Here is a 21,257-nt window from a genome sequence, read left to right as displayed (position 1 = left end):
GCGTCCAATTTGCGAGAAGCAAGGTGTCGAACGTGCCGGGGTTTCCGACCCTCCACAATGCCAGCAACAATGCTGCCGGCGCCAATGTTGCCAGCCCCAATCTTGCTGGGATGGCCGTCGCGTTGACGGGCATCACCAAGCGTTTTGGCGCCTTCGTTGCCAATGATGGCATCGACCTTGCCGTGCGCCGGGGCGAAATTCACGCCATCATCGGCGAGAACGGCGCCGGCAAGACGACGTTGATGAACATCCTGTTCGGCCTCCTGCAGCCCGACGAAGGCTCAATCCGGCTTAACGACGAGGAGACGGTGGTCGCCGATCCCGCCGTCGCCATCAAGGCCGGTCTCGGCATGGTGCATCAGCATTTCAAGCTGGTTCCGTCGCTCTCGGTCGCCGACAATGTTTTTCTCGGCATGGAGATCCGCCGCCATGGGCTGATCGACCACGCCACGCAGATCGCGCGCACGCGCGAACTGTCGGAGCGTTTCGGGCTGCGGGTCGACCCGACCGAGCGCGTCGGACTGCTCTCGGTCGGCATAGAGCAACGCATCGAAATCCTGAAGGTGCTGGTGCGCGGCGCGCGCACCATCATCCTCGACGAGCCGACGGCGGTCCTGACGCCACAGGAGAGCCGTGAGCTGTTCCAGACGCTGCGCAGTTTCGTGGCGGAGGGTATGACGGTGATCTTCATTTCGCATCACCTGGAAGAAGTGATGGAAGTCTCGGACACCGTGACGGTGCTGCGCAACGGCAGGAGGGTGGCGACGCGCCCGACGGCCGAGCTCAGCAAGGACGAATTGGTGCGCATGATGGTCGGCCGCGAGGTCAGCTTCGATCGCCGCCCGCGCGAACCGCTGCACGGCGAGGTGATCCTCGAAGTCGAGCAACTGTGGGCGCGCGACGACCGCCGATTGCCGGCGCTACGCGACGTTAACTTCACCGTCCGCTCCGGCGAGGTGGTGGGAATTGCCGGCGTGGCCGGCAATGGCCAGACGGAACTGGCGGAGGTGCTTTCGGGCCTGCGTCCGGCAAGCCATGGCGTAGCCCGGCTGAAGGGCCGCAACCTTGCCACCCTCTCCCCCGCCGAAATCCGCGAGGCCGGCCTTGCGCATGTGCCAGGCGATCGGATGGTCCGCGGGGTCGACCGCAATGCATCGATTGCGGCAAACATGCTGATGGGCCGCCAGCGCCGTGCGCCATGGAGCAGCAGTGGCCTGCTCAACTGGAACGCCATCGGCCAAAACGCCTCCAAGCTGATCAAGGATTTCGATATTCGCGCGCAAGGATCGGGCGATGCCGTCAAGCGGCTTTCGGGCGGCAATATCCAGAAGGTCGTGCTGGCGCGCGAGTTCACCAACCGCGCCGACTTCCTGCTGATCGATCAGCCGACGCGCGGCGTCGACATCGGCGCGCAGGAAGCCATTCATGACGAGATCATGCGCCAGCGCGCGGCCGGCCGCGCAATCCTGCTGATTTCCGTGCAGCTCGACGAACTTGCCGCCCTTGCCGATCGCATCCTCGTGATGTTCAACGGACGGATCATGGGCGAGGTCGCCGGCGATGATGCCGACGAGGACCGCATCGGCATGATGATGGCAGGCGTGGCCGTGCCGGAATTCGCCGCGGAGCCTGCATGATGCCGGAGTCTCCAAGATGAACGACCGCTTGCGTGCCGTTTCCGGCCAGATCATCGCCGTCGCAGTGGCGCTGCTCATGGGCGCGATCATCATCCTCATGGTCGGTGAGAGCCCGGTACGTGTCTTCATGACGCTGTTGCGCGGCGCCTTCGGCGACCAGGCAAAGATTGCCGGTACTTTGCTGCAGACGACGCCGATCCTGATCTGCGGCGTCGCGGCCTGCGTCGGCCTGCGCGGCGGCATGTTCAACGTCGGCATCGAGGGTCAGCTTTTCCTCGGCGGCTTCGCTGCCGCCTGGGTCGGCTTCGCCTTTCCGCTCCCCGCGGGCATTCACATGCTGGCGGCACTGGCGCTCGCGGTCGTCGCGGGTGCCGCCTGGGTTGCGATCCCTGCCTATTTCCGCGCCCGCTACAACACCAACGAAGTCGTCTCGACGATCCTGTCGAACTACGTCGCGGTGCTGCTGACCTCCTATTTCACGATCTTTCTATTCAAGCGGCCGGGCGGCTGGTCGGAGACTCCGCCGATCCTGCCGACGTCCTATCTGCCCGGGATCTTCGACTTCTCGCGGTTGAACTGGGGCCTGGTCATCGGTCTGGTGCTGGCGATCGGCGCGGCACTTGTCTTTCGCTACACCAGTTGGGGCTATGGCGTGACGATGGTCGGCTCGGCGCCGAAATTCGCCGAATATGGTGGCGTCAACGTCAAACGGCAGGGCTTTTTGGTCCTGCTCCTTTCAGGCGCCGTTGGCGGACTGGCCGGTGGCGTCGAGACGCTCGGCGTCCATCACCGGTTCATGGAAGGGTTTGCTCCCGGTTTCGGCTTCGATGGGCTTATCGCCGCCCTGCTCGCCAATGGCTCGCCGGTCGCCACCATCTTCACCGCGCTGTTCTTCGGCGCCCTGCGCAACGGGTCGCTGCTGCTCGAGGTCGATACCGGCGCGTCGCGCGAGATCATCACCGTGATACAGGCGCTCATCATCCTCAGCGTGTCGGCGCAGGTTCTGGTCAGGCGCCGCGGCGACAGCCAGGCAGGGGAGCGGCGATGGAAATTCTAGACAAGCTCGTCAACGTCGCGCTGATCGCCGCGACGCTTCGCACCACCGCGCCCATTCTTCTGGTCGCGCTCGGCGGCTCGTTCACCACCAAGGCCGGCATCTTCAACATCGGCCTCGAAGGGCAGATGCTGGCAGGCGCCTTCTTCGCCGTCCTCGGCTCGATCTGGACAGGTTCCGCGCTGCTGGGGGTCGCCTGCGGCGTCGCGGCAGCGCTCGCCTTCGCCTTGGTTTTTGCGGTTCTGGTGGTGAGTTTCCGCGCCAATGAAGTGGTTGTCGGGCTGGCGCTCAACATCCTGGCCGGCGGCATGACGATCTCGCTGATGAAGGCGATCTTCGGCACGCGAGGCTCCATTGTCGGTCAAGGCATCGTCGGCCTGCCGAAAGTCCAGCTGCCCGGCGCCCGCGACCTTCTCGGCTCATGGGCATCGCTGATCTCCGGCTTCACGCCGATCGTCTATGTCGCCTTCATCGCGGTGCCGCTGCTGGTCCTGTTCTACAACCGCACCCGCCTCGGGCTTTACATCCGCGTCGTCGGCGAGAAACCCGAGGCTGCCGAGGCGCTCGGCATCTCGATCACGCGTGTCCGTTACATCGCGTCGCTGCTGTGCGGATTTCTGGCGGGGCTGGCCGGCGCGCATCTGTCGCTCGGCTACATAACCATGTTCACCGAAAACATGTCGTCGGGCCGTGGGTTCATGGCCGTGGCGATCCTGATCTTCTCCAATGGTGATCCGCTCAAGGTGCTGGCCGGCTGCCTGCTGTTCGGCTTCGCCGATGCCTTCTCGCTGCGCCTGCAGACGTTCGGCTATCCGTCCTACCTGGTTCTCACGGTTCCTTATGTCGTCGCGCTCACGGCGCTGTTCGCGCTCTCCTATCGCGCGCGGCCAAAGATCATCGCGGAGACGCTGGCCTCGATGCAGAAACTGCTGTCGGCAGACAAAAACACCGAGCCGGGCAGCAAACATCCCTCATGAAGGAAACCTCCATGGAACGCATAATCCTCGACGTGGATTCTGCCGGCGACGATATTCTCGCCGTGCTGTTTGCCGCGGCGAATCCAAATCTTCGGCTCGAAGGCGTGACCACGGTGACCGGCGCGGCCGGCCCGATCGAGCAGGTCACCAATGTCGTCCTCAACACGCTGGCGCTTGCCGGGCGCGACGACATCCCGGTTCACGCCGGTGCGTGGCGGCCGATCGTCGGCAACGCCAAGGCCGACATGGAAGCGCCGGTTCATTTCGAAAAGCGGCTCGTGGCGCGCTTCGGCGACCGCCTGAAGAAATTCAATCCACCGGCGCCGACGCCGGCGCGCCAGGCAACGCCGGGGCACGCGGTCGACTTCATTATCGAGACGGTGATGGCCAATCCCGGCGAGATCACGCTGGTGACGACCGGCCCGCTGACCAACGCGGCGATGGCGCTGCTGCAGGAACCCCGGCTGACGGAGGCGCTCAAGCGCCTGCTGGTGCTCGGCGGCAACTTTCAGACGCCCGGCAACATCACGCCGCTGTCGGAATACAACATCTGGGCCGACCCGGAGGCCTCGCGCATCGTGCTGAACGCCGATGTCGACAAGATCCTCGTGCCGCTCGACATCTGCGAGGACAACCGTGTCGCCGCCTCGATGCTGACGCGCGACGACCTCGCGGACATGCAGGCCGGCGCCAAGGACAATCCCGTTCTCGAGATGATCGCCGACAGCTTTCCGATCTATATCGACATCTGGCGCGAATTCTTCGATCTGGTCGGCTTCCCGATGGACGACGTGATCACTGTAGCGCTAGCTTTCGATCCGGGCCTTGCCACGATGACCGAGCCGCTGTTCGTCGACGTCGTGCTGGACGGGCGTATAGCGCGCGGACAGATCGTCGCCTATCGCGGCCGGCAATTGCTGCCCGGCGGCGGACCGAAGACCACGCGCATCTGCACCGACCTCGACGGCCGGCGCTTCCTCAACATGTTCAAACAGACCGTCGCGCAGTACGAGCGGGCGGCGTGAGGAACGATACGATGACCACTGCAACTCCCATATTGTTCGATTGCGATCCTGGTCACGACGACGCCATTGCGCTGGTCATGGCGCATCGCTCGCCGGCCATCAAACTGCTCGGCGTCACCACGACCTGCGGCAACGCAGAGGTCGAGAAGACGACGGCCAATACGCTGCGCATCCTCGAATTCATCGGCGCCGGCGACGTTCCGGTGGCGCAGGGCTGCCATCGCCCGCTGGCACGGCCTCTGGTGCTCGGCACCGCCGACGGGCCAAGCGGCCTGGAAGGCTCCCCCTACCTGCCGCAGGCAACGATCAAGCCGGTCAAGCAGCATGCGGTCGATTTCCTCGCCGACACGTTGCGCGCCTCGCCCGAGCCGATCCTGGTTGTCGCCACCGGGCCGCTGACCAATATCGGCCTGCTGATCCTGAAACATCGCGACGTGCTGCCCAAGATCAAGGAATTGATCTGGATGGGCGGCGTGTTCTATCGCAGGAGCGAGATCATCACGCCGACCGAGTTCAATGCCTTCTGCGACCCGGAAGCGCTGAAGATCGTCCTGGACAGTAGTGTGCCGATCCTGATGGTCGGCCTCGATGTCACCATGCAGGTGCTGATCGAGGCGCCACAATATGCCGAGCTCGCAACCATCGACACGCCGCTCGGCCGGCTCGTCAACGACTGGCTGCTGTTCTACGAGAAGCTGCATCGCAACTCGATGGGCGTCGGTGGGGCGATGCACGATCCTCTGGTGCTGGCGCTGGCCATCGACCCGACGCTGGTGCGCACGCGTCCCGCCCATATCGGCGTCAATCTGTCGGGCACTTACGCATTCGGCGCGACCGTTGCCGATTTCTGGGGCGAGCGTGGCGAACAGGACAACGCCCGGATCGCGCACGAAGTCGATGCAAACCGCTTCTTCAAATTGATGTTCGATCTGCTCCGGGATTAGACTGGGTCTTTCGGTCCTAGCCTCCTGCGGATATACATCTCGCCGGACGTATATCCATGGGAGAGCGTGATGCGGGTCTCGAAGTGGGGCGACAGTCTCGCCATCCGTCTTCCCGCCGTTGTCGTCGAGGCGCTCGAACTCAGGGAAGGCGATGAGATTGAAATCCATGTGACCGATGCCGGACGGCTTGGCGTCGCGCGCAAAGCTGCGCCCGAGGAATTGCTGAAACGGCTTCGCGCCTTCCACGGTCGCCTTCCCGCCGATTTCAAGTTCGACCGGGAAGAAGCGAATGCCCGGTAGAACGAGCCGCGGAATGTTTATCAGCCGGTCAGTTAGGTCTTAGCGGCACATATCCTGTGCAGGCTTCCTTTTCCGAAGATCTGACCGACAGCCGGCAATCAGGACACCGGAAGGATGACGACATTTTCGGAGTCCCAGAAAATTTCTGCCTTCTCACCTGGTTTCGGCAGACTGGTGCGGGTGCTCCGCTGAACTTGGATACGAACGCGAACGCCGTCAGCCAGGCAGATGGTATAAAACGATCTGCTGCCGATGAAGATGACATCCTCGACCTGTCCGGTCGCCGATTGCGTGGTGTCATTGTCCCTGGCGAAGCGGAAGGACTCCGGTCGGATTGAGACGATCACCTTGTCGCGCAATTCAGCGGCGGGAACGATGGAGCTGTGAAAGCGGAGCCCCGATGCGGTGACGCCAGTCATGCCGGAAGCAACGTCGCTTGCCATCGTCGCCTCGAACAAATTGGTCTCTCCGAGGAACTTGGCGGCGAACAGCGACTTTGGTGCCGCGTACATGATTTCGGGCCGGTCGATCTGAACGATACGGCCCCTCTCCATGAGAACGACACGGTCCGAGAGGATCATCGCTTCGTCCTGATCATGCGTAACGTAGACGAAGGTGGCGCCGGTCTCGGCGTGAATGCGCTTCATCTCGACCAGCATGTGCTGGCGGATCTTCAGATCGAGGGCGGCGAGCGGCTCATCGAGCAGCAGGACTTTCGGACCGTTGACCAGCGCCCGGGCGAGCGCCACGCGCTGGCTCTGGCCGCCGCTCAACTCGTTGATATAGCGGTTGGCGAAGCTGTCGAGCTGAACGATATGGAGCATGCGCTGGACCCGCTCGCGGATTTCCGCCTTGGGCGTGCCCTTGACCTTCAGGCCGAAGGCGACGTTCTCGAACACGTCGAGATGCGGAAAAAGTGCATAGCGCTGGAAGACCATGTTCACAGGCCGCCGCTCGGGCGGCTGGTCGGCACAATCCTTGCCATCGATCTTGACGATGCCGGCAGTCACTGTCTCGAAGCCTGCTATGAGCCGCATGAGGGTCGTCTTGCCGCAGCCGCTGGGGCCAAGCAAGGTGACGATCTCACCCTGTTCGATGGACAGGCTTATGTCGCTCAGCGCCTGAAACGAGCCGAACATTTTTTGGGCAGCAGTGATCTCTATCACCGGCGGACGGATAGTCATGCCTGTCGATCCTTATGACACGGTGCGGCCGGCGATGGCCGATCTTCTGCGCAGATGGCCGATGAGCCAGGCCATGAAGAGGATGGCGATGGAGAACGCCAGCGCCAGCGTGGAGATGGCGTTGATGAGCGGGGTGACGGTGCGGCGCATCATTGACCAGATATACATGGGCAAGGTCGTCTCGGTGCCGGCGACGAAGGAGGTCACGACGAACTCGTCGAAAGACACCGCAAACGCCAGTATGGCCGAGGCGATCAGGGTCGGCGCGATCAAAGGCAGCGTCACCTTGCCGAAGGTCTGCATCTGGCTGGCGCCGAGATCGCGTGAGGCTTCCTCCAGCGACGGATCGAACAACGCCAGCCGGGCGCGCATCGCCACGATCAAGATGGGCAGGGCCAGCACCACGTGCGAGATGACGATGGTGACCGTCGAGAGCTGGACGCGTGCCTGGGCGAACAGCACCAGAAGCGAGACGCCGACGAAGAGGCCTGGAAGCGCGATCGGCGTCAGGCACAGCACCTCCAGCAAGGCGCGACCTCCCGGCCCCAGGCGAAGCCAGGCGAGCGAGGCAGCCGCACCGAGGACAAGCGTGATCAACGCGGTGAAACTGGCGACGGCGAGGCTCTTGACCATTGCCGAGCCTAGCTGGGCGTTGCCAAGCACATCGGCGTACCAGCGCAGACTGAACCCGGCAAAGGGAAAGGACAGCGACGGGCTCGCGTGGAACGAGAACAGAACGATAATCACCAGCGGCATCAGCAAGAACGCCAGGATCGACCAGACCACAATTCTGAGGACCACTGGCTACGCTCCCGCTTTCTTTGCAGGCCGGCGCTTCACGATCAGACCTGTTGCACGCCCAAGCCCCATCACGGCGAAGTAGATGGCGATCGACACCAGAAACATCAGGAAGGCCTGGGCGGCACCGAGGGGCCAGTTTCCGGTCTTGCGAAACTGATCGGCGATCAGCAGCCCCGTCGTCTGGCCCGACGAGCCGCCCAGCATCTGCGGCGTGACATAGTCGCCCGCGACCATGACGAAGGTCAGCATGAAGGCGCCGACCAGCCCGTTGGCTGCGTTGGGCGCGATGACGCGGAAGAAGGCTCCAAGCGGCGAAGCGCCAAGGTCGCGCGCGGCGTCGACAAGGTCCTTCTTGATCTCGCTGAGCGACGACACCACCAGCAGGATGCAGAATGGCAGGTAAATGTGGATCAGCGTGATCGCGACCGCAAACCGGCTGAAAAGGAATACCCCGACCGGCGTGTCGACGATGCCGGCCTGAAGCAGGATGGTGTTGAGGACGCCGCTGGTGCCAAGCAAGGTGCGCCAGGCATAGATGCGGACCAAATAGCTGGAGAACCAGGTGATCAGGATAAGATAGAGGATGACCTGCGAGCGGCTGACATAGACGAGGTAGTAGCCGACCGGGATCGCCAATACCAACGTGATCGAGGCCGTGACAAGCCCGATCAGGATGGCGTTGATCGTCACCGTCCAGAATAGTGGCGACATCAGCGAATTCAGATAGTTCGAAAACACGAAGTCCGGCACGATCCTGTACGAGGCCGCCGTCCAGAAACTGTAGACGAACAGGATCAGGCTCGGCACGACGAAAAACACGACCATGTACAGAACGGCGGGTGCTGCCAGCAGCCCGCCCATATTAGAGCGCCGCGCGTCCTTTTGGACGCGCAAAGGACGCTCTAACACTTTAAATCTACGCATCGTGCTTTCCGAAAATCGAGTGCGATTTTCGGGCCGATGCGGTAATTCTTGATGCCTTCATGGACCGATCCCACGCAAGAACGCGCTATCGGCAACAACGCCGATAGCCAATTCTCAATTCAACCTGTTGAAACGGGGAATATCTACATTCCCGCCTTGAATTCCTGCCATGCCGCGACCCAGTCGTCATAGGTGGCATGGGTGTCGGATGCCCGCGGCGGAATGCCGGGCAGGCCGGCTGCGAACATCGTCTCAATGGCATCATAATCGATGCGGCTGCGCGACTTCTCATCGAGCAATGCGACCGCCTTTTTGGAAACCGGCGCCTGAACCACAGCCATGGCGACCTTGGCCTGCACGGCGGGATCGAGCGACTGGTTGATGAAGGCGTGAGCGGCCTCGATATTGTCCGCCGAAATCGGGATGAACCAAGCATCCACCCACAGGACCGGGCCTTCTTTCGGCATGGCCATCTCGATCTTCATGTTCTGCTGGTCGGTCTGCGTGATGATAGAGGGATCGGCGCAAAGTGCTGCAACGACCTCGCCGGAAACCATGAGATTGACGAGCTCGCCCTGGTTGAGGGCGATGACGCGGGCCTGAGCGCGGTATTTGGAGAATTCCGCGAAAGTCTTGCCAAGCTCGTCTTTGGTCAGCAGCGGATATTTCTCACCAAAGCCGGCAACGCGCGCGGCGACCGGCCAGGAGCTTACCGTGTCGTCCATGATGGCGATCTTGCCCTTGAGCGAAGGATTGAGCAGGTCGGCGTAGGATGTCGGCTTGGCCAGCTTGTCGGCATTGAACAGGATCGTGTTGAACCCCCAGATATAAGGCGATCCCCAATGTTGCCCGTCGGCGAACCATGTCGGCTGGTCGTAGAACTGGCCGAAGAGGTTGTCGGGATTGTAGTTCGGCACTTTCGACATATCGATCGGATTTACGATCTTCATTTCCCGGACGTAGAGATCGGCATAGGCCTGATTGTATTCGGCCAAATCGATGGGCGGCGGATTGCCGGCCACGAATTTTGCCTGCACGTCATCCTGGTTGGCGATCGACGTGGCCTCGACCGTCACGCCGTTTGCCTTGCGCCAGTCCGAAAGCTCGTTGGTCAGGTCATAGCCTTCCCAGGCCATGACCTGGAGTTCGCCGCCCGCAGCGGCCTGCGCAGGCAGCGTGGACAGCCTCAACAGGAATGCCCCGCCTCCCAAACCGGCCATTCCGGTGAGTACGGCTCTCCTGCTGATCGCTGACGTGAACAAGCCCGAATTGACCTCGTCTCCTGCTTTGCGTGTCATTGCGAATTCCCCTTTTTTGGTGGCAATTTACGACAATCTTGCTTTACAGGATATTGGATACAATAATCTTGAGAGTCAAACGAATTCGCCCTACCACCGCTCGGCTTTGATTGTCTTGCGAAGATTTTGCGGAGGCGTCACGGCTATCCAGATCGGCTGCGCTCGCGTCAGCCGATTTTGAACGACAGGCAGATGTGCGCCCGGATTCGACGAAACGAAAAGGCCGATACGGCTGAAGCAGGATCAGCCGGCGGCTTCGCCTCGCTTCAGTTGGCTGACGATTTCTTCGGCCGCGTCGGCGACATGCTTCTTGAGCAGTCTCGATGTCTCGACGGCGTCACGCAGGCGATAGGCTTCAAAAATGTCACGATGCTCCTGCAGCGCTTTGGTCTGCGCCTTCAACGGCTCGATCTGCAGGCGCAGATAGCGATCCGCCGAACTGTAGAGCGTTTGTAGCACCGCCATCGAACGCGGTCGCATCGACGGCTCGAGCAGCGCCGTATGAAAGGCCCAGTTGAGACGGCTGAGCTCCTTCGGATCGCCCCTGGCGATAGCAGCCTCATAGTCACGAAGCGCTCGCTCGACATTGGCGATGTCCTGATTGGACAGGCGCGCTATGGCCTTTTTGACGAGGAAGGGTTCCAGCAGAAGCCGCGCATCGAACAGGTCGATCGCATCGTCAGCCGATAGATCGGAGACGACTGCGCCGCGATGCGTCCTGATGACGACAAGACCTTCGGCTTCCAGTTGCAGAAGCGCCTCGCGCACCGGAATCCGGCTGACGCCCAACTCGGCCGCTATCGCCTCTTGGCGAATCTGGTGGCCGCCAGGATAGTCGCCACCGATAATTTTGGCGGCTATATATTCGGCCACCATCGCGGTTACGGTCTGGCGCTGCAACAGAGGCTTGGGCGGTGTCGGCATGGCAGGCGCTTTCAGAATCGTTCTACTTGTCGCAGGATCGTATCCAATATTTCATTGAGGTCCAATGTCGGCGTTGCATCAACGCTGATCCGCATAATCAACCGTCTCTGGCGGCAGCGGCGCGCGCCCACGCACGCGGTCGACAAGCTTTTCCGCAATCATCATGGTCGGGCAGTGCAAATTGCCGCTGGTGATGCGCGGCATGACCGACGCATCGATGACACGCAACCCCTCGGTCTCGTGCACCTTGCCGTCGGCGTCGACGACCGACATGTCGTCGACGCCCATACGGCAGGTCGAGCACGGGTGGTACTGCGTGCCGAGGTTTTCCTTTAGCCAGGCAAGCACTTCGGCATCGGGCATCGTCCTGAGCCCTGGCGTCAGGGCTTGCCCGCGCATGCCGTCCCAGGCGCGTTGCTGGATGATCTCGTCGGTGTGACGCACGCCGTCGATCAGATCCCGCTGGTCCTGCGGATGCGCGAGGTAGTTGGAAATGATCGACGGATGCATCCGCGGGTCAGCCGATTTCAGTGTAACAGCGCCTCGGCTCTCCGGCCGCATCAGACAGGTCTGGTATTGGAACCCCTCCTCGATGTTGACCTTGCCGTGCATGAGTTCGCCCAGCATCGGCAGAAACTCATGCTGGATGTTGGCATAGTCGGCAGCCGCACTGCTCCTGAAGAACGTGCCGACCTCCCAAAGATTTGTCACGCCGAGCCCGGAGCGCATGAACAGCCATTGCGCGCCGATCAGGCCCATCTTGAACATGTTCAGGTCCATGGCGGGCGAGACGCCGCGACGCGATGCCCTGTAACGCACCGAAACGGCAACATGGTCGACCAACCCCTTGCCGACACCGGGCACGTCCGCGACCGACTTGATACCCAGACTGCCCAGTTCGTCTGGGCGACCGACGCCCGACAGCAGCAAAAGCTGCGGCGAATTGAAGGCGCCGCCGCACAGCACCACCTCGCGCCCTGCCTCAACTGTGTGGGTCGCACCATCAGCCTCGTAGGTAACGCCGACCGCGCGCTTGCCGTCGAAATTGACCCGGTGCACCAGCGCATTCAGCTTCAGCTCGACATTGCCCTTGCGGATTGCCGGCCTGAGATAGGCCCTGCCGCCGCTCGCCCGCACACCCCTGTCGATATTCGCCTGGTAGATATGGACGCCTTCCTGGCGATAGGCATTGTAGTCGGGATTGAGTGGATGACCGGCCTGTTGACCAGCCTCGAGAAACGCCTTGAAGACCGGCAGATTGCCTTTGAGCGTCGTGATCGCGATGGGGCCATCGCCGCCTCGATAGGCATTGGCGCCGTTGTCATAGGTCTCCAGCCTTTTGAAATAGGGCAGGCAATGGGCATACGACCAATCCGGCAGACCGTCCTGCGCCCACCCGTCGAAGTCGCGCGGATTGCCGCGGACGTAGACCATGCCGTTGAGCGACCCGGACCCGCCCAGCATCTTGCCCCTGACATGCGTGATCATGCGCTCGCCGAGCGCGGCCTCCGGTCCCGTCTCGAAACTCCAGGTCCGGCGCTGGTCGGTCAGCGGGTAGGACATGGCCGCCGGCATGCGCACGTAGATGGAATTGTCGCTCGGGCCGGCCTCCAGCACCAGCACTCGAACGCTCTTGTCCTCGCCTAGCCTGGCGGCGACGATCGAACCGGCGGCACCTGCCCCGACGACGATATAGTCATACGCCTTGGAAGCCATGTCGAACTTACCTTCACTTGCACCTGACCGGATGTTTCGGCCAGGCTGAGTTCCTATGTCGCCCACCAGATGCTTTTGATCCGGGAATACTGGTCGAGCGAATGAATGCCTTTGTCCTTGCCGCCGAAGCCGGACGTCTTGAAGCCGCCGAACGGCGTCGTGAAGTCGCCCTCGCAGAAGGCGTTGATCGCCACGAACCCCGCGTCGAGCGTGGCCGATGCCTCGCGAATTGCGTTTGGATCCTCGCCGAAGACATAGGCACTCAGGCCATATTGCGTGTCATTGGCGCTGCGGATCGCGCCGTCGAGATCGTCGTAGAACCTGACTGACAGAACCGGTCCGAAAATTTCCTCTCTCCAGGCATCGGCATTTTCGGCGACGTCGAAGAACACCACCGGCTTTGTCAGGCGTGGCGACGCGCCCGTGACTTCGGCTGCCGACACGCTGAAATCATTGTTGCGCTGCTTCTCGGTGTCGATGGCGCGATTGACCTTGGCCGCATGAGCGTCGCTGACCAATGGCCCGATCCGCGTGGCCGGATCGAACGGATCGCCGATCGGCCATTCCTTCATTTTCGCGGCAAGCATGTCGCGAAGATCGGCTTCCAGCGTGCGCGGCGCGAGAACCCTCGATATCGACGAACAGAGCTGGCCGGAATTCATCAGGAAGCCGGTCGAAATTTCGTCGGCGAAGCGGTCGAGCGATTTGACATCGGGCAGGATGATGGCAGGATTCTTGCCGCCGCATTCCAGCGAAATTTCCTTCAGGTTCGAATCGGCCGAATAGTGCAGGAAGCGCCGTCCGGTAGCGGTCGAGCCGGTGAAGTTGATCGCCGACACATCGCCATGCAGGCCCAGCGCCTTTCCGGCAATTGCGCCGGTGCCGGGCACGACATTGATGACGCCAGCCGGGAAACCCGCTTCGATCGCCAATTCCGCCAGCCGCAGCGTGGTGAGCGGCGTATCGTCGGCCGGCTTGCAGACGACCGTGTTGCCGGCGGCCAGCGCCGGGCCGATCTTCAGCGCCAGCGTGGTTAGCGGGTAATTCCAGGGCAGGACGATGCCGACCACGCCTTGCGGCTCGCGCACGATCTGGCTGAGCACGCCCTTGCGACGGGCAGGGCTGAGATCGTAGGCGGTTTCGGTCAGGCTGGCATACCAGCGCAGCACACCGATCGTCGTCGGCACATCGTCATTGTAGGAATGCAGGATCGGTTTGCCGACGTCGAGGCTTTCGAGAAGCGCCAATTCGAGCCGATTCTTTTCGACGGCGTCCGCCAGCGCACGGATCAACGCCGCGCGTCCTTCGTGCCCCATCGTGCCCCAATCTGCCTTCAGCGCCGCGCGGGCGGCCTGCACGGCGAGATCTACCTGCCTCTCGCTGGCAAAGGCGACCTCGCTGATCGTCTCCCCATCGAAGGGAGATATGATGTTTCTGACGTCGGAGCCGCCGTCGCGGGAAAACCCGTCGCCAATCCAGGACGTGTCCAGTCGCCGCGCCGTATCGCGCGTCTGCCTCAGGTCGGACACGCCGAACATTGGAACTTTATCCATGCAATCCATCCCTGACACATCCATCGGCTGCGGCTTTCGAAGCGCAACCGACGACGCGGAGCTTTGCGTGCCGACCCAGACGTCCGCGTGGGATCAGGCGGCCCGGCGTGACTGCATCTGCTTGAGCTGCTCGATTGTCGCCTTGATCGTGGCAACGACGCGCTCGCGCTCCTCGCCGGCCAGTGGCAGTCGCGGCGCCCGGGTCCATTCCGGCGCGCCGTAGACGAGGTGTTCGGCCATTTTGATGTATTGAACGAGCTTCACATGCGTATCGAGATGGAAGGACGGCGTCATGATGCGATAGAGATCGCGTGCCCCGGCAAAATTCCCGGATGCGCACAGGGTGAAAATCTCGACGCATTCCTTCGGCCAGGCATTGGTCATGCCCGAGACCCAGCCCGTAGCGCCGAGCGACATGCTCTCGACGATCTGGTCGTCAACGCCGCAAAAGATATCGAAGCGATTGCCCAACGCGATGAACATGTCGGTGACCCGGCGCACGTCACCGGTCTCTTCCTTGACCGCCATGATGGTCGGGCAATCCGCCAGCACCTTGAGGATGGCGGGCGTGACGTCGACGCCATAGGCGATCGGGTTGTTGTAGATCATGATCGGCAGGTCGCTGGCGCCGGCGATCGCCTTGTACCATTCGGCCGTCTCGCGCGGGTCGGTCTTGTAGCCGAGGCTCGGGAACACCATCAGGCCTTCGGCGCCGTAATCCTGGAACTTGCGGGCGCTCGCGGCCGCGCCCGCGGTCGAAATCTCGGCAAGGCCGGAGAGAAGCGGAACGCGGCCGGCAACGGCTTCCTTTGCTGCCCGGATGACGGCTTCCTTCTCCTGCGGCAGCAGCGAGGCGTTCTCGCCCAGCATCGGCAGCACGATAATGCCTGAAACGCCATTGTCGATGAGGCGGTTGATGCTCGCCTGCGTCGCTTCGAGATTGATCGAACCGTCCTGGTCGAGCTTGGTGGTAACCGCCGGGAACACCCCCTGCCAATGCGTCATCGTCTGGTCTCTCCTTGGACTCGCTTTCACAATAATGTATCCAATCTACAATATTCTATTTGAAAGTCCACTATGAAATCGACCTTGCGGCAGCGCCGATACGGCCATGTCACACCACCGGAACGGGCGGATTTCCCTCGAAGCGCGGCACGGACACACGCACCCCCTCTTGCGCCGAGCGTCTGACCGCCAGTGCCGTTGCCAGCGAGGCGACGCCGTCCCAACCCGTCGCCGCCGGACGTTCGCCATGAAGCACTGCCGCGTCGAACTGGGCGATCGTGGCGGCGTAGAGGTTGGCGGGCTCGACCGGGATTTCCGTCATCTCGGTGCCGCGGCGAAGATAGACCCGACCGGACGGCGCCTCATCCAGGATGCCCCGGCCATAGATCGACCCTTCGGTGCCATGGATCTCAAGGGCGGTCTCGTGATGGGCGAACACCTGGCCCTCATGCATGTAGGCAATCAACCCGGAAGCGAAGTTGACGATGGATTGCACTTGGTCCTCGACACCATTCTCGCCGATCAGGCTGCTCGCCTTCATCGACATGACCTCGACCGGTTCGTCCGCGAGGACGAAGCGCAGAACGTCGACATTGTGCACGGTCAGGTCGTAGATGACCCCGCCCTGTTCCTTGTCCTTCGTGCGCCAGGTCTGCAACTCCTTGGGCAAGTATTCGCAATACATCGCGCGCGCGGCGAGCGGCCGGCCGATTTGGCCTGTCAGCACCAGGTCGCGGATCGCCCTGTGCGTCGCCGCGCCACGCATATGATGGTTCGTCGCCAGGACGACGCCGGCGCGGTCGCAGGCCCTGGCCATCTCGACGGCATCATACAGCGTCAGCCCGAGCGGCTTTTCGCAGAGCACGTGCAGGCTCGCTGCCGCAGCTTCGAGCGTGTCGTCGCGATGCCTAGCATTGTTGGTCGAGACGTAGACTGCATCGATCGCGGTTTCGGCAAGAAGCGATTTGAGGCTTGTCGCGGATACCGGTATCCCGAGATCGTTGGCGAACGAACGGCCGCGCTCCGCACTCCTGCTGACAACGGCCACCAACTCCGCATCCGGCACCGACTGGATTGCCTTGGCGACCCAGGAGCGGGCGATCTGGCTTGCCCCCACGATCGCCCAGCGGACCTTGTCCGCATCTCGACGCGCGCGGCTCGCGGCCGGCACCGCTTGGGGCGTGTCAGTCATGGAGTTCCCTCGATATCGCCGGGCCGACCGAAAAATCACTGAATGTGACTTCGAAACCTTCACGTTGCGGCGAGCAGCACATCATGCCGACATCGATCGTTTTCGAGGGTGGGAAATAGGCAAGCCGCACCGGCTTCCAGTGGCCGTCGGACGCATCCAGATACTGGATGCGGATCGCTTCGGCGTGGCGGGTCAGTCGGATCCTGACGCCGTCCGGACTTGCCGGAATGCTGACCAGCGACCAGTCGGACGCATCGTTGGTAACGACGACGGAGAAATACATCAGCCCGTCGGTGAATTCGATGCCGGCCTTGATCCAATGCGTCTCGCTCAGCCGGACCATCAATCCGGCCTGGTCGTAGAGCACCTTGTAGTCGCCCTTGACCGTGACCTCGGCGCTGAAGTCGCCCTCGACCTGGCGATAGAGGAAATGACCGCTGTCGCGCCAGAAATCGTAGAATGTCTCGCGCCAGAAATCGGTCTCCTTGCCGGTGCGCACATTCAAAGTGTTGCCGGAAAACGCGTGATGTGGTGGCGGGTTGAGCCAGGTCAGGTCGGTATTCTTAGATTTCGTCATCGGCTTTTGCCTGTTCGGTTCGCGTTGCGTGATGGGTTTTGCGCAGTCTGATTAGCCGGCAAAGTTTTGTCGGCGGCTACCTGAACCAGGTGTCCGACAGGCGGTAGCCCTCGGGAAATGGATCCTCCGGATCAACCCCGTAGTGGCTCACTCCGGTCAGCCAGGCGCGCCCGGAGATCTCAGTCACCACCGCGGGCACATTGCCCGCCATCGCCGTTTCAACGATGCGGCAATCGAAGACGGTGTCGAGAATCGAAGTATGCCGGAAGCGCTCGCCCACAGCGAGATCGCCGCGCGCATGCAGCAAGGCCATCCGCGCTGAGGTTCCCGTGCCGCAGGGGCAACGGTCGAGCCGACCGGGAGAGACGACCACGGCATTCTTCGAGGTCTTCACGCCGTCGACGACCCGCAGCGGACCGGCGAACTCGGTTTGGTTGACGGTGTTGATCGACGGGTTCTCCGGATGGATCGAGGGAAGCTGTTCGGCCGCTGCCGCCTTGATGCGTTCGCCGAGCTCGATCAGGTCGCGCGCCTCGTCGCGCGCCAGGGTGACGCCGACGTCCTCGGCATCGACAATGCAGTAGATCATGCCGCCATAGGCGACATCGACCCGTAGCGATCCGATCCCGGGCACGTCGACCATCCGGTCGCGATGCATGACGAACGACGGGACGTTGCGGAACGTGATGCGACGGCACTTGCCGCCACTGCAATCCGCCGTCACCTCGACCAGGCCGGCCGGCGTGTCCACCCTGACGATAGTCTCAGCGCCGCGCATCGGGATCATGCCCGCCTCGAGGGCGACCGTGACCGTGCAGATCAGGTTCGAGCCCGACATCGGCACGAAGTAGTCCGACTCCATGACGATCATGCCGATATCGGCGTCGGCGCGTATCGGCGGCGTGATCAGGTTGACGGCTGCATTGACGCTGCCGCGCGGATCGAACAGCAGCATGTTGCGAAGCCACGCGCTTTCGCGTTCCAGATTCTCCATGCGCTCGAACATCGTAGCACCCGGCGGCGGCAGGACGCCGCCGGTGATCACCCGGCCCACCTCGCCCTCGGCATGGGCTCCGACGACGGTAATGACGCGATCCAGGTTCATTGGCTTGTATCCTCAGGTCCAGGTTTGTCGACGATCATCACGCACCTGGTGTGCTTTTGTCGCAAGTGGTCCGCGTATTGCATCCAATATATTGGATTATTGCGGCGATGATTTTTTGTCAATGCGCTCATCGAAAAGAGTTGGCGTCCGGCATTCAGGCCGGCGCCGTAGTGCCGGCTGGATCCATCCGCCTAGACGAAGACCATCAGGTGTTGATCGACTACCCGGTCGCAATCGCCACATTCATGGCCGCACGCATCGTTCGAAGGCAGCCAAAGCGTCTTTCACATTTGGAAAGCAAAAATTGCTTCACAAAACCGTTTCACTTCGGCGCTTGGTAAAGCTCGGTCGCGGCCTCTCTCAGCGCGCGCCGGCTGTCTGGCCTGAAATACATCATGTGGCCGCCTTCCAGCAGGTCGACGCGGATGGGCTTCGCGCCAGGAAGCGAAGGAATCTGGCCGACAAGATAGCGTGACACCAAATAGGGTGTCACCAGGTCGGTGTAGCCATTGACGATCAAAACGCCGAGGCCAGGGTTCAACGCGCGCGCCTGCTGAAGGTCATCCATCACGCCGACATAGCCCTGACGCGTCGGGCTCGTCCCGTAATCCCAATTGCCGCTGACTTCACGGTTGAGGAGCCGGTAACTTAGATCGGTGCGGAATTTCAATTCGTCACGCATATAGCTGACAAAGGCGGAAGTGAGCACCGGCACGCTTCGGTCGAGGACCGGATCAGGACCGCTGTATCTCAGGCTTTCCGGCGCGATGTCCGCCGTTTCGATCGTGCCGTCATAGGCGCTGAGAACATTGCCCCTTGCCCGTGCAAACTCCCTGGCGAAGAGTGCGGTGGGAATGCGTGCAAAGTTTCGTTTGACGAGTTCAAGCGGCAGGCCGGTGATTTCGGCAACGCGCGGGCTCGCCAGGCGCCCACCCTCTTCGAGCCCGCTGGCAAGCGCGACGAGATAGTCGCCAAGCGCATAGCGTTCGACATCGGCCAACCGCTCCTGCAACTCGGAACCGGTGACGCCTTCGCTGCGCAGGCGCACCGCCGCCAGCGACGGGAGCTCAAGCGCCCAGTGAAGCGGCTGGAACTCGTCGGGCCGCACGAGTGTGAATTCGAGCGCCGGCGAGATGAGCACGATGCCGCGAGGACTGATGCCGATGTCATCCTGAAGCGTCTTGGCAAGCAGTGCCGCCCGAAACCCGCCATAGCTTTCGCCGGCAAGAAACACCGGCGACGCCGTGCGGCCCGCCTGTGCCAGATAGAGTCGGATGAAGGCGCCCATCGCGGCAGCGTCCTGGTTGACGCCCCAGAAGCTGCGTGCCTCGGTTCCGGGTGCTTCGCGGCTGTAACCCGTTCCGACCGGGTCGACAAAGACCAGGTCGGTCATGTCGAGCCATGTGTTCGGGTTGTCCAAAAGCCTCTGCGGCGATGGAAGAAAACTTCCATTAGCCGCCGTCGCCATGACGCGTGGACCGAGCGCGCCGAGATGCAGATAGGCGGAAGCCGCTCCGGGACCACCGTTGAATACGAAAGTGATAGGGCGCTGGGGATCAGGTTCGCGGCTTGGCTCGGGGCGTAGCGTGTAGGCGACATGAAAAACTTCCGCGGTGACGTCGCCCTTGCCGGACAGCAACGACTGCGTGCCTGCCTTCGCCTGGTAGTTCAGCGTACGTCCCGCGATCACGATCGAATGATCGGAGACCTGGGGAGGCGGAAGCAGCGACAGAACTCCACCCGAAGGCGACGGCCGCTCGGCCACTTGCGCATGGCCGGCTGGAACGCCGCCAACCAGCAGCAGCATAGCGAGGGTGATTTCTAGCAGCTTGGTACGCATGACGACTCCGGAACGGAAACGACTGGAAACTACCACGCCGATGGTTCAGCCGAAATCACAGGATCGTGCAGGCCTTCGCTGCTGGAAGGAGACCTGTGGCTTCAACTCACGATCTTCACGCACATCGGCGTGCCGACATCGATGGACCGTCCGGTGTCGGCCAGCCGGCCGGTGGCCATGTCGCGCGCGAAAATCGAGATGCGATCGGCGTTCTGATTGGCCGAGAAGAGATGGCGGCCCGAAGGCGTCAGTGCCAGATTGCGCGGTGTGGCGCCCCCACAGGGCGTGTAATCGACCAGCGCAAGCGCGCCTGTTTGCTGGTCGACGGAAAACACCGCAACGCTGTCATGGCCGCGGTTGGATCCGTAGAGGAAGCGGCCGTCGGGCGAGATCTGGATGTCGGCGCAATGATTGCCGTCGCGCGCCTCCGCCGACACGGCCGGCTTCGTGTCGATGACCGAGAGCCTTCCTGGCACATCGTCGAACGCAAGCGACACGACGGTTGAATCCAGTTCGTTCATGACGAACACGAAGCGCCCGCCAGGATGCAGCGCCACGTGACGTGGGCCGGCGCCTGAGGCAAGCACCGACTCCGCCAGTCTGGTCAGGCCGCCATCAGGCCCGATGCGGTACGAGACAAGCCGATCGATGCCAAGATCGGCGACGATCGCCACGCCGCCGGCAATTGTCTCGGTGACGCTGTGAGCATGGGGGCGTTCCTGACGAACTGTATCGGGACCAGTTCCGGCATGGGCGACGCTCGACAACGGCGCGGTCAGGCCGCCATCCTCGCGTAGTCCGTAGACAACGACCGAGCGATCGGGACCGCCTTCACCCATTCCGTAATTGGCGACCAGCAGCTTCGTGCCGTCGCGCGTGACGGTGTTGTGCGCCGTGATGCTGCCAAGGGTCGGCTGCTTGTTGACGTAGGAAAGCGTGGCGGTTTGCCTGTCGAAGCGATAGGCCGAGACCACGCCTTCGCGCCAGGCGAACACTTCGGAGTTGGCATAGATGTGGGAGCCGTCAGGCGTCACCGACAGGAAGGTCGGATTGTCGACGTCACCTGTTTCGGCCAATTTCGTAGTCTCCAGCGTCTCCTCGTCGAAGCTGTAGACACCCAGCCCGACGCCGCGCGCGCCCTGGAAATAAGGCGCCTCGCGGTTGAGGCTACCCACGAAGACCAGACAGGCATTCTGCATCA

General features: G+C 62.3%; 19 protein-coding genes. 6 read left to right on the top strand and 13 right to left on the bottom strand.

Annotation, left to right across the window (positions count from 1 at the left end; all coding sequences use genetic code 11):
• Positions 1-110: 110 nt before the first annotated feature.
• From RPG13_RS11930 to RPG13_RS11905, 6 genes are all read left to right on the top strand, one after another.
• Positions 111-1,637, top strand: coding sequence for an ABC transporter ATP-binding protein (locus RPG13_RS11930; protein ID WP_337127008.1), 1,527 nt, complete (start codon positions 111-113; stop codon positions 1,635-1,637).
• A gap of 16 nt (positions 1,638-1,653) precedes the next feature.
• Complete coding sequence (locus tag RPG13_RS11925) at positions 1,654-2,694, top strand: ABC transporter permease (protein ID WP_126107229.1); 1,041 nt, start codon at positions 1,654-1,656, stop codon at positions 2,692-2,694.
• The gene (locus RPG13_RS11920) at positions 2,682-3,668 is read left to right on the top strand and encodes an ABC transporter permease (protein WP_292713527.1); all 987 of its coding nucleotides are present in this window, start codon (positions 2,682-2,684) and stop codon (positions 3,666-3,668) included. Before RPG13_RS11925 ends, RPG13_RS11920 begins: the two co-directional genes overlap by 13 nt.
• 11 nt (positions 3,669-3,679) lie before the next feature.
• On the top strand, positions 3,680-4,693 hold the full coding sequence (locus RPG13_RS11915; RefSeq protein WP_126103482.1) for a nucleoside hydrolase: 1,014 nt from the start codon (positions 3,680-3,682) through the stop codon (positions 4,691-4,693).
• Positions 4,694-4,704: 11 nt separating this feature from the next.
• A complete protein-coding gene (locus RPG13_RS11910) occupies positions 4,705-5,637 on the top strand; it encodes a nucleoside hydrolase (RefSeq protein ID WP_292219448.1) in 933 nt (310 codons plus the stop codon).
• Positions 5,638-5,706: 69 nt separating this feature from the next.
• Positions 5,707-5,937 (top strand): AbrB/MazE/SpoVT family DNA-binding domain-containing protein, encoded by a 231-nt coding sequence (locus tag RPG13_RS11905; RefSeq protein WP_126103484.1) that lies wholly within the window; start codon positions 5,707-5,709, stop codon positions 5,935-5,937.
• Positions 5,938-6,035: 98 nt separating this feature from the next.
• Here the strand turns inward: RPG13_RS11905 and RPG13_RS11900 are convergent, their stop codons facing one another.
• The 13 genes from RPG13_RS11900 to RPG13_RS11840 form a co-directional block, all read right to left on the bottom strand.
• Complete coding sequence (locus tag RPG13_RS11900; protein WP_292713528.1) at positions 6,036-7,121, bottom strand: ABC transporter ATP-binding protein; 1,086 nt, start codon at positions 7,119-7,121, stop codon at positions 6,036-6,038.
• A gap of 12 nt (positions 7,122-7,133) precedes the next feature.
• Positions 7,134-7,922 carry an ABC transporter permease gene (locus RPG13_RS11895; protein ID WP_292502101.1) on the bottom strand — a complete coding sequence of 263 codons (789 nt, stop codon included), beginning with the start codon at positions 7,920-7,922 and terminating at the stop codon, positions 7,134-7,136.
• Between the two features lie 3 nt (positions 7,923-7,925).
• Positions 7,926-8,846, bottom strand: coding sequence for an ABC transporter permease (locus RPG13_RS11890; protein WP_245465519.1), 921 nt, complete (start codon positions 8,844-8,846; stop codon positions 7,926-7,928).
• A gap of 143 nt (positions 8,847-8,989) precedes the next feature.
• Entirely contained in the window at positions 8,990-10,144 is a 1,155-nt protein-coding gene (locus RPG13_RS11885) for an ABC transporter substrate-binding protein (protein WP_127203617.1), read from the bottom strand.
• 243 nt (positions 10,145-10,387) lie between these two features.
• On the bottom strand, positions 10,388-11,068 hold the full coding sequence (locus RPG13_RS11880; protein ID WP_095483756.1) for a GntR family transcriptional regulator: 681 nt from the start codon (positions 11,066-11,068) through the stop codon (positions 10,388-10,390).
• A 78-nt stretch (positions 11,069-11,146) separates the two neighbouring features.
• A complete protein-coding gene (locus tag RPG13_RS11875) occupies positions 11,147-12,784 on the bottom strand; it encodes a choline dehydrogenase (protein ID WP_126103489.1) in 1,638 nt (545 codons plus the stop codon).
• A gap of 53 nt (positions 12,785-12,837) precedes the next feature.
• Positions 12,838-14,337 carry an aldehyde dehydrogenase family protein gene (locus RPG13_RS11870; protein WP_292647326.1) on the bottom strand — a complete coding sequence of 500 codons (1,500 nt, stop codon included), beginning with the start codon at positions 14,335-14,337 and terminating at the stop codon, positions 12,838-12,840.
• Between the two features lie 93 nt (positions 14,338-14,430).
• Positions 14,431-15,342, bottom strand: a complete 912-nt coding sequence (locus RPG13_RS11865; RefSeq protein WP_292713534.1) for a dihydrodipicolinate synthase family protein — start codon at positions 15,340-15,342, stop codon at positions 14,431-14,433.
• A gap of 109 nt (positions 15,343-15,451) precedes the next feature.
• Positions 15,452-16,534 carry a Gfo/Idh/MocA family protein gene (locus RPG13_RS11860; protein ID WP_126103492.1) on the bottom strand — a complete coding sequence of 361 codons (1,083 nt, stop codon included), beginning with the start codon at positions 16,532-16,534 and terminating at the stop codon, positions 15,452-15,454.
• Positions 16,527-17,111 (bottom strand): DUF1349 domain-containing protein, encoded by a 585-nt coding sequence (locus RPG13_RS11855; protein WP_337125075.1) that lies wholly within the window; start codon positions 17,109-17,111, stop codon positions 16,527-16,529. Before RPG13_RS11855 ends, RPG13_RS11860 begins: the two co-directional genes overlap by 8 nt.
• 76 nt (positions 17,112-17,187) lie before the next feature.
• Positions 17,188-18,216, bottom strand: a complete 1,029-nt coding sequence (locus tag RPG13_RS11850) for a proline racemase family protein (RefSeq protein WP_095483750.1) — start codon at positions 18,214-18,216, stop codon at positions 17,188-17,190.
• 322 nt (positions 18,217-18,538) lie between these two features.
• On the bottom strand, positions 18,539-20,056 hold the full coding sequence (locus RPG13_RS11845) for a S10 family peptidase (RefSeq protein WP_337125074.1): 1,518 nt from the start codon (positions 20,054-20,056) through the stop codon (positions 18,539-18,541).
• Between the two features lie 101 nt (positions 20,057-20,157).
• A complete protein-coding gene (locus tag RPG13_RS11840; protein WP_337125073.1) occupies positions 20,158-21,255 on the bottom strand; it encodes a lactonase family protein in 1,098 nt (365 codons plus the stop codon).
• Positions 21,256-21,257 lie beyond the last annotated feature (2 nt).

The sequence above is a fragment of the Mesorhizobium sp. ISC15 genome, assembly GCF_037162615.1.
Classification (GTDB): domain Bacteria; phylum Pseudomonadota; class Alphaproteobacteria; order Rhizobiales; family Rhizobiaceae; genus Mesorhizobium; species Mesorhizobium mediterraneum.
Note: the sequence above shows the minus strand (reverse complement) of the source record. Positions and strands in the feature narration are given on the sequence as shown.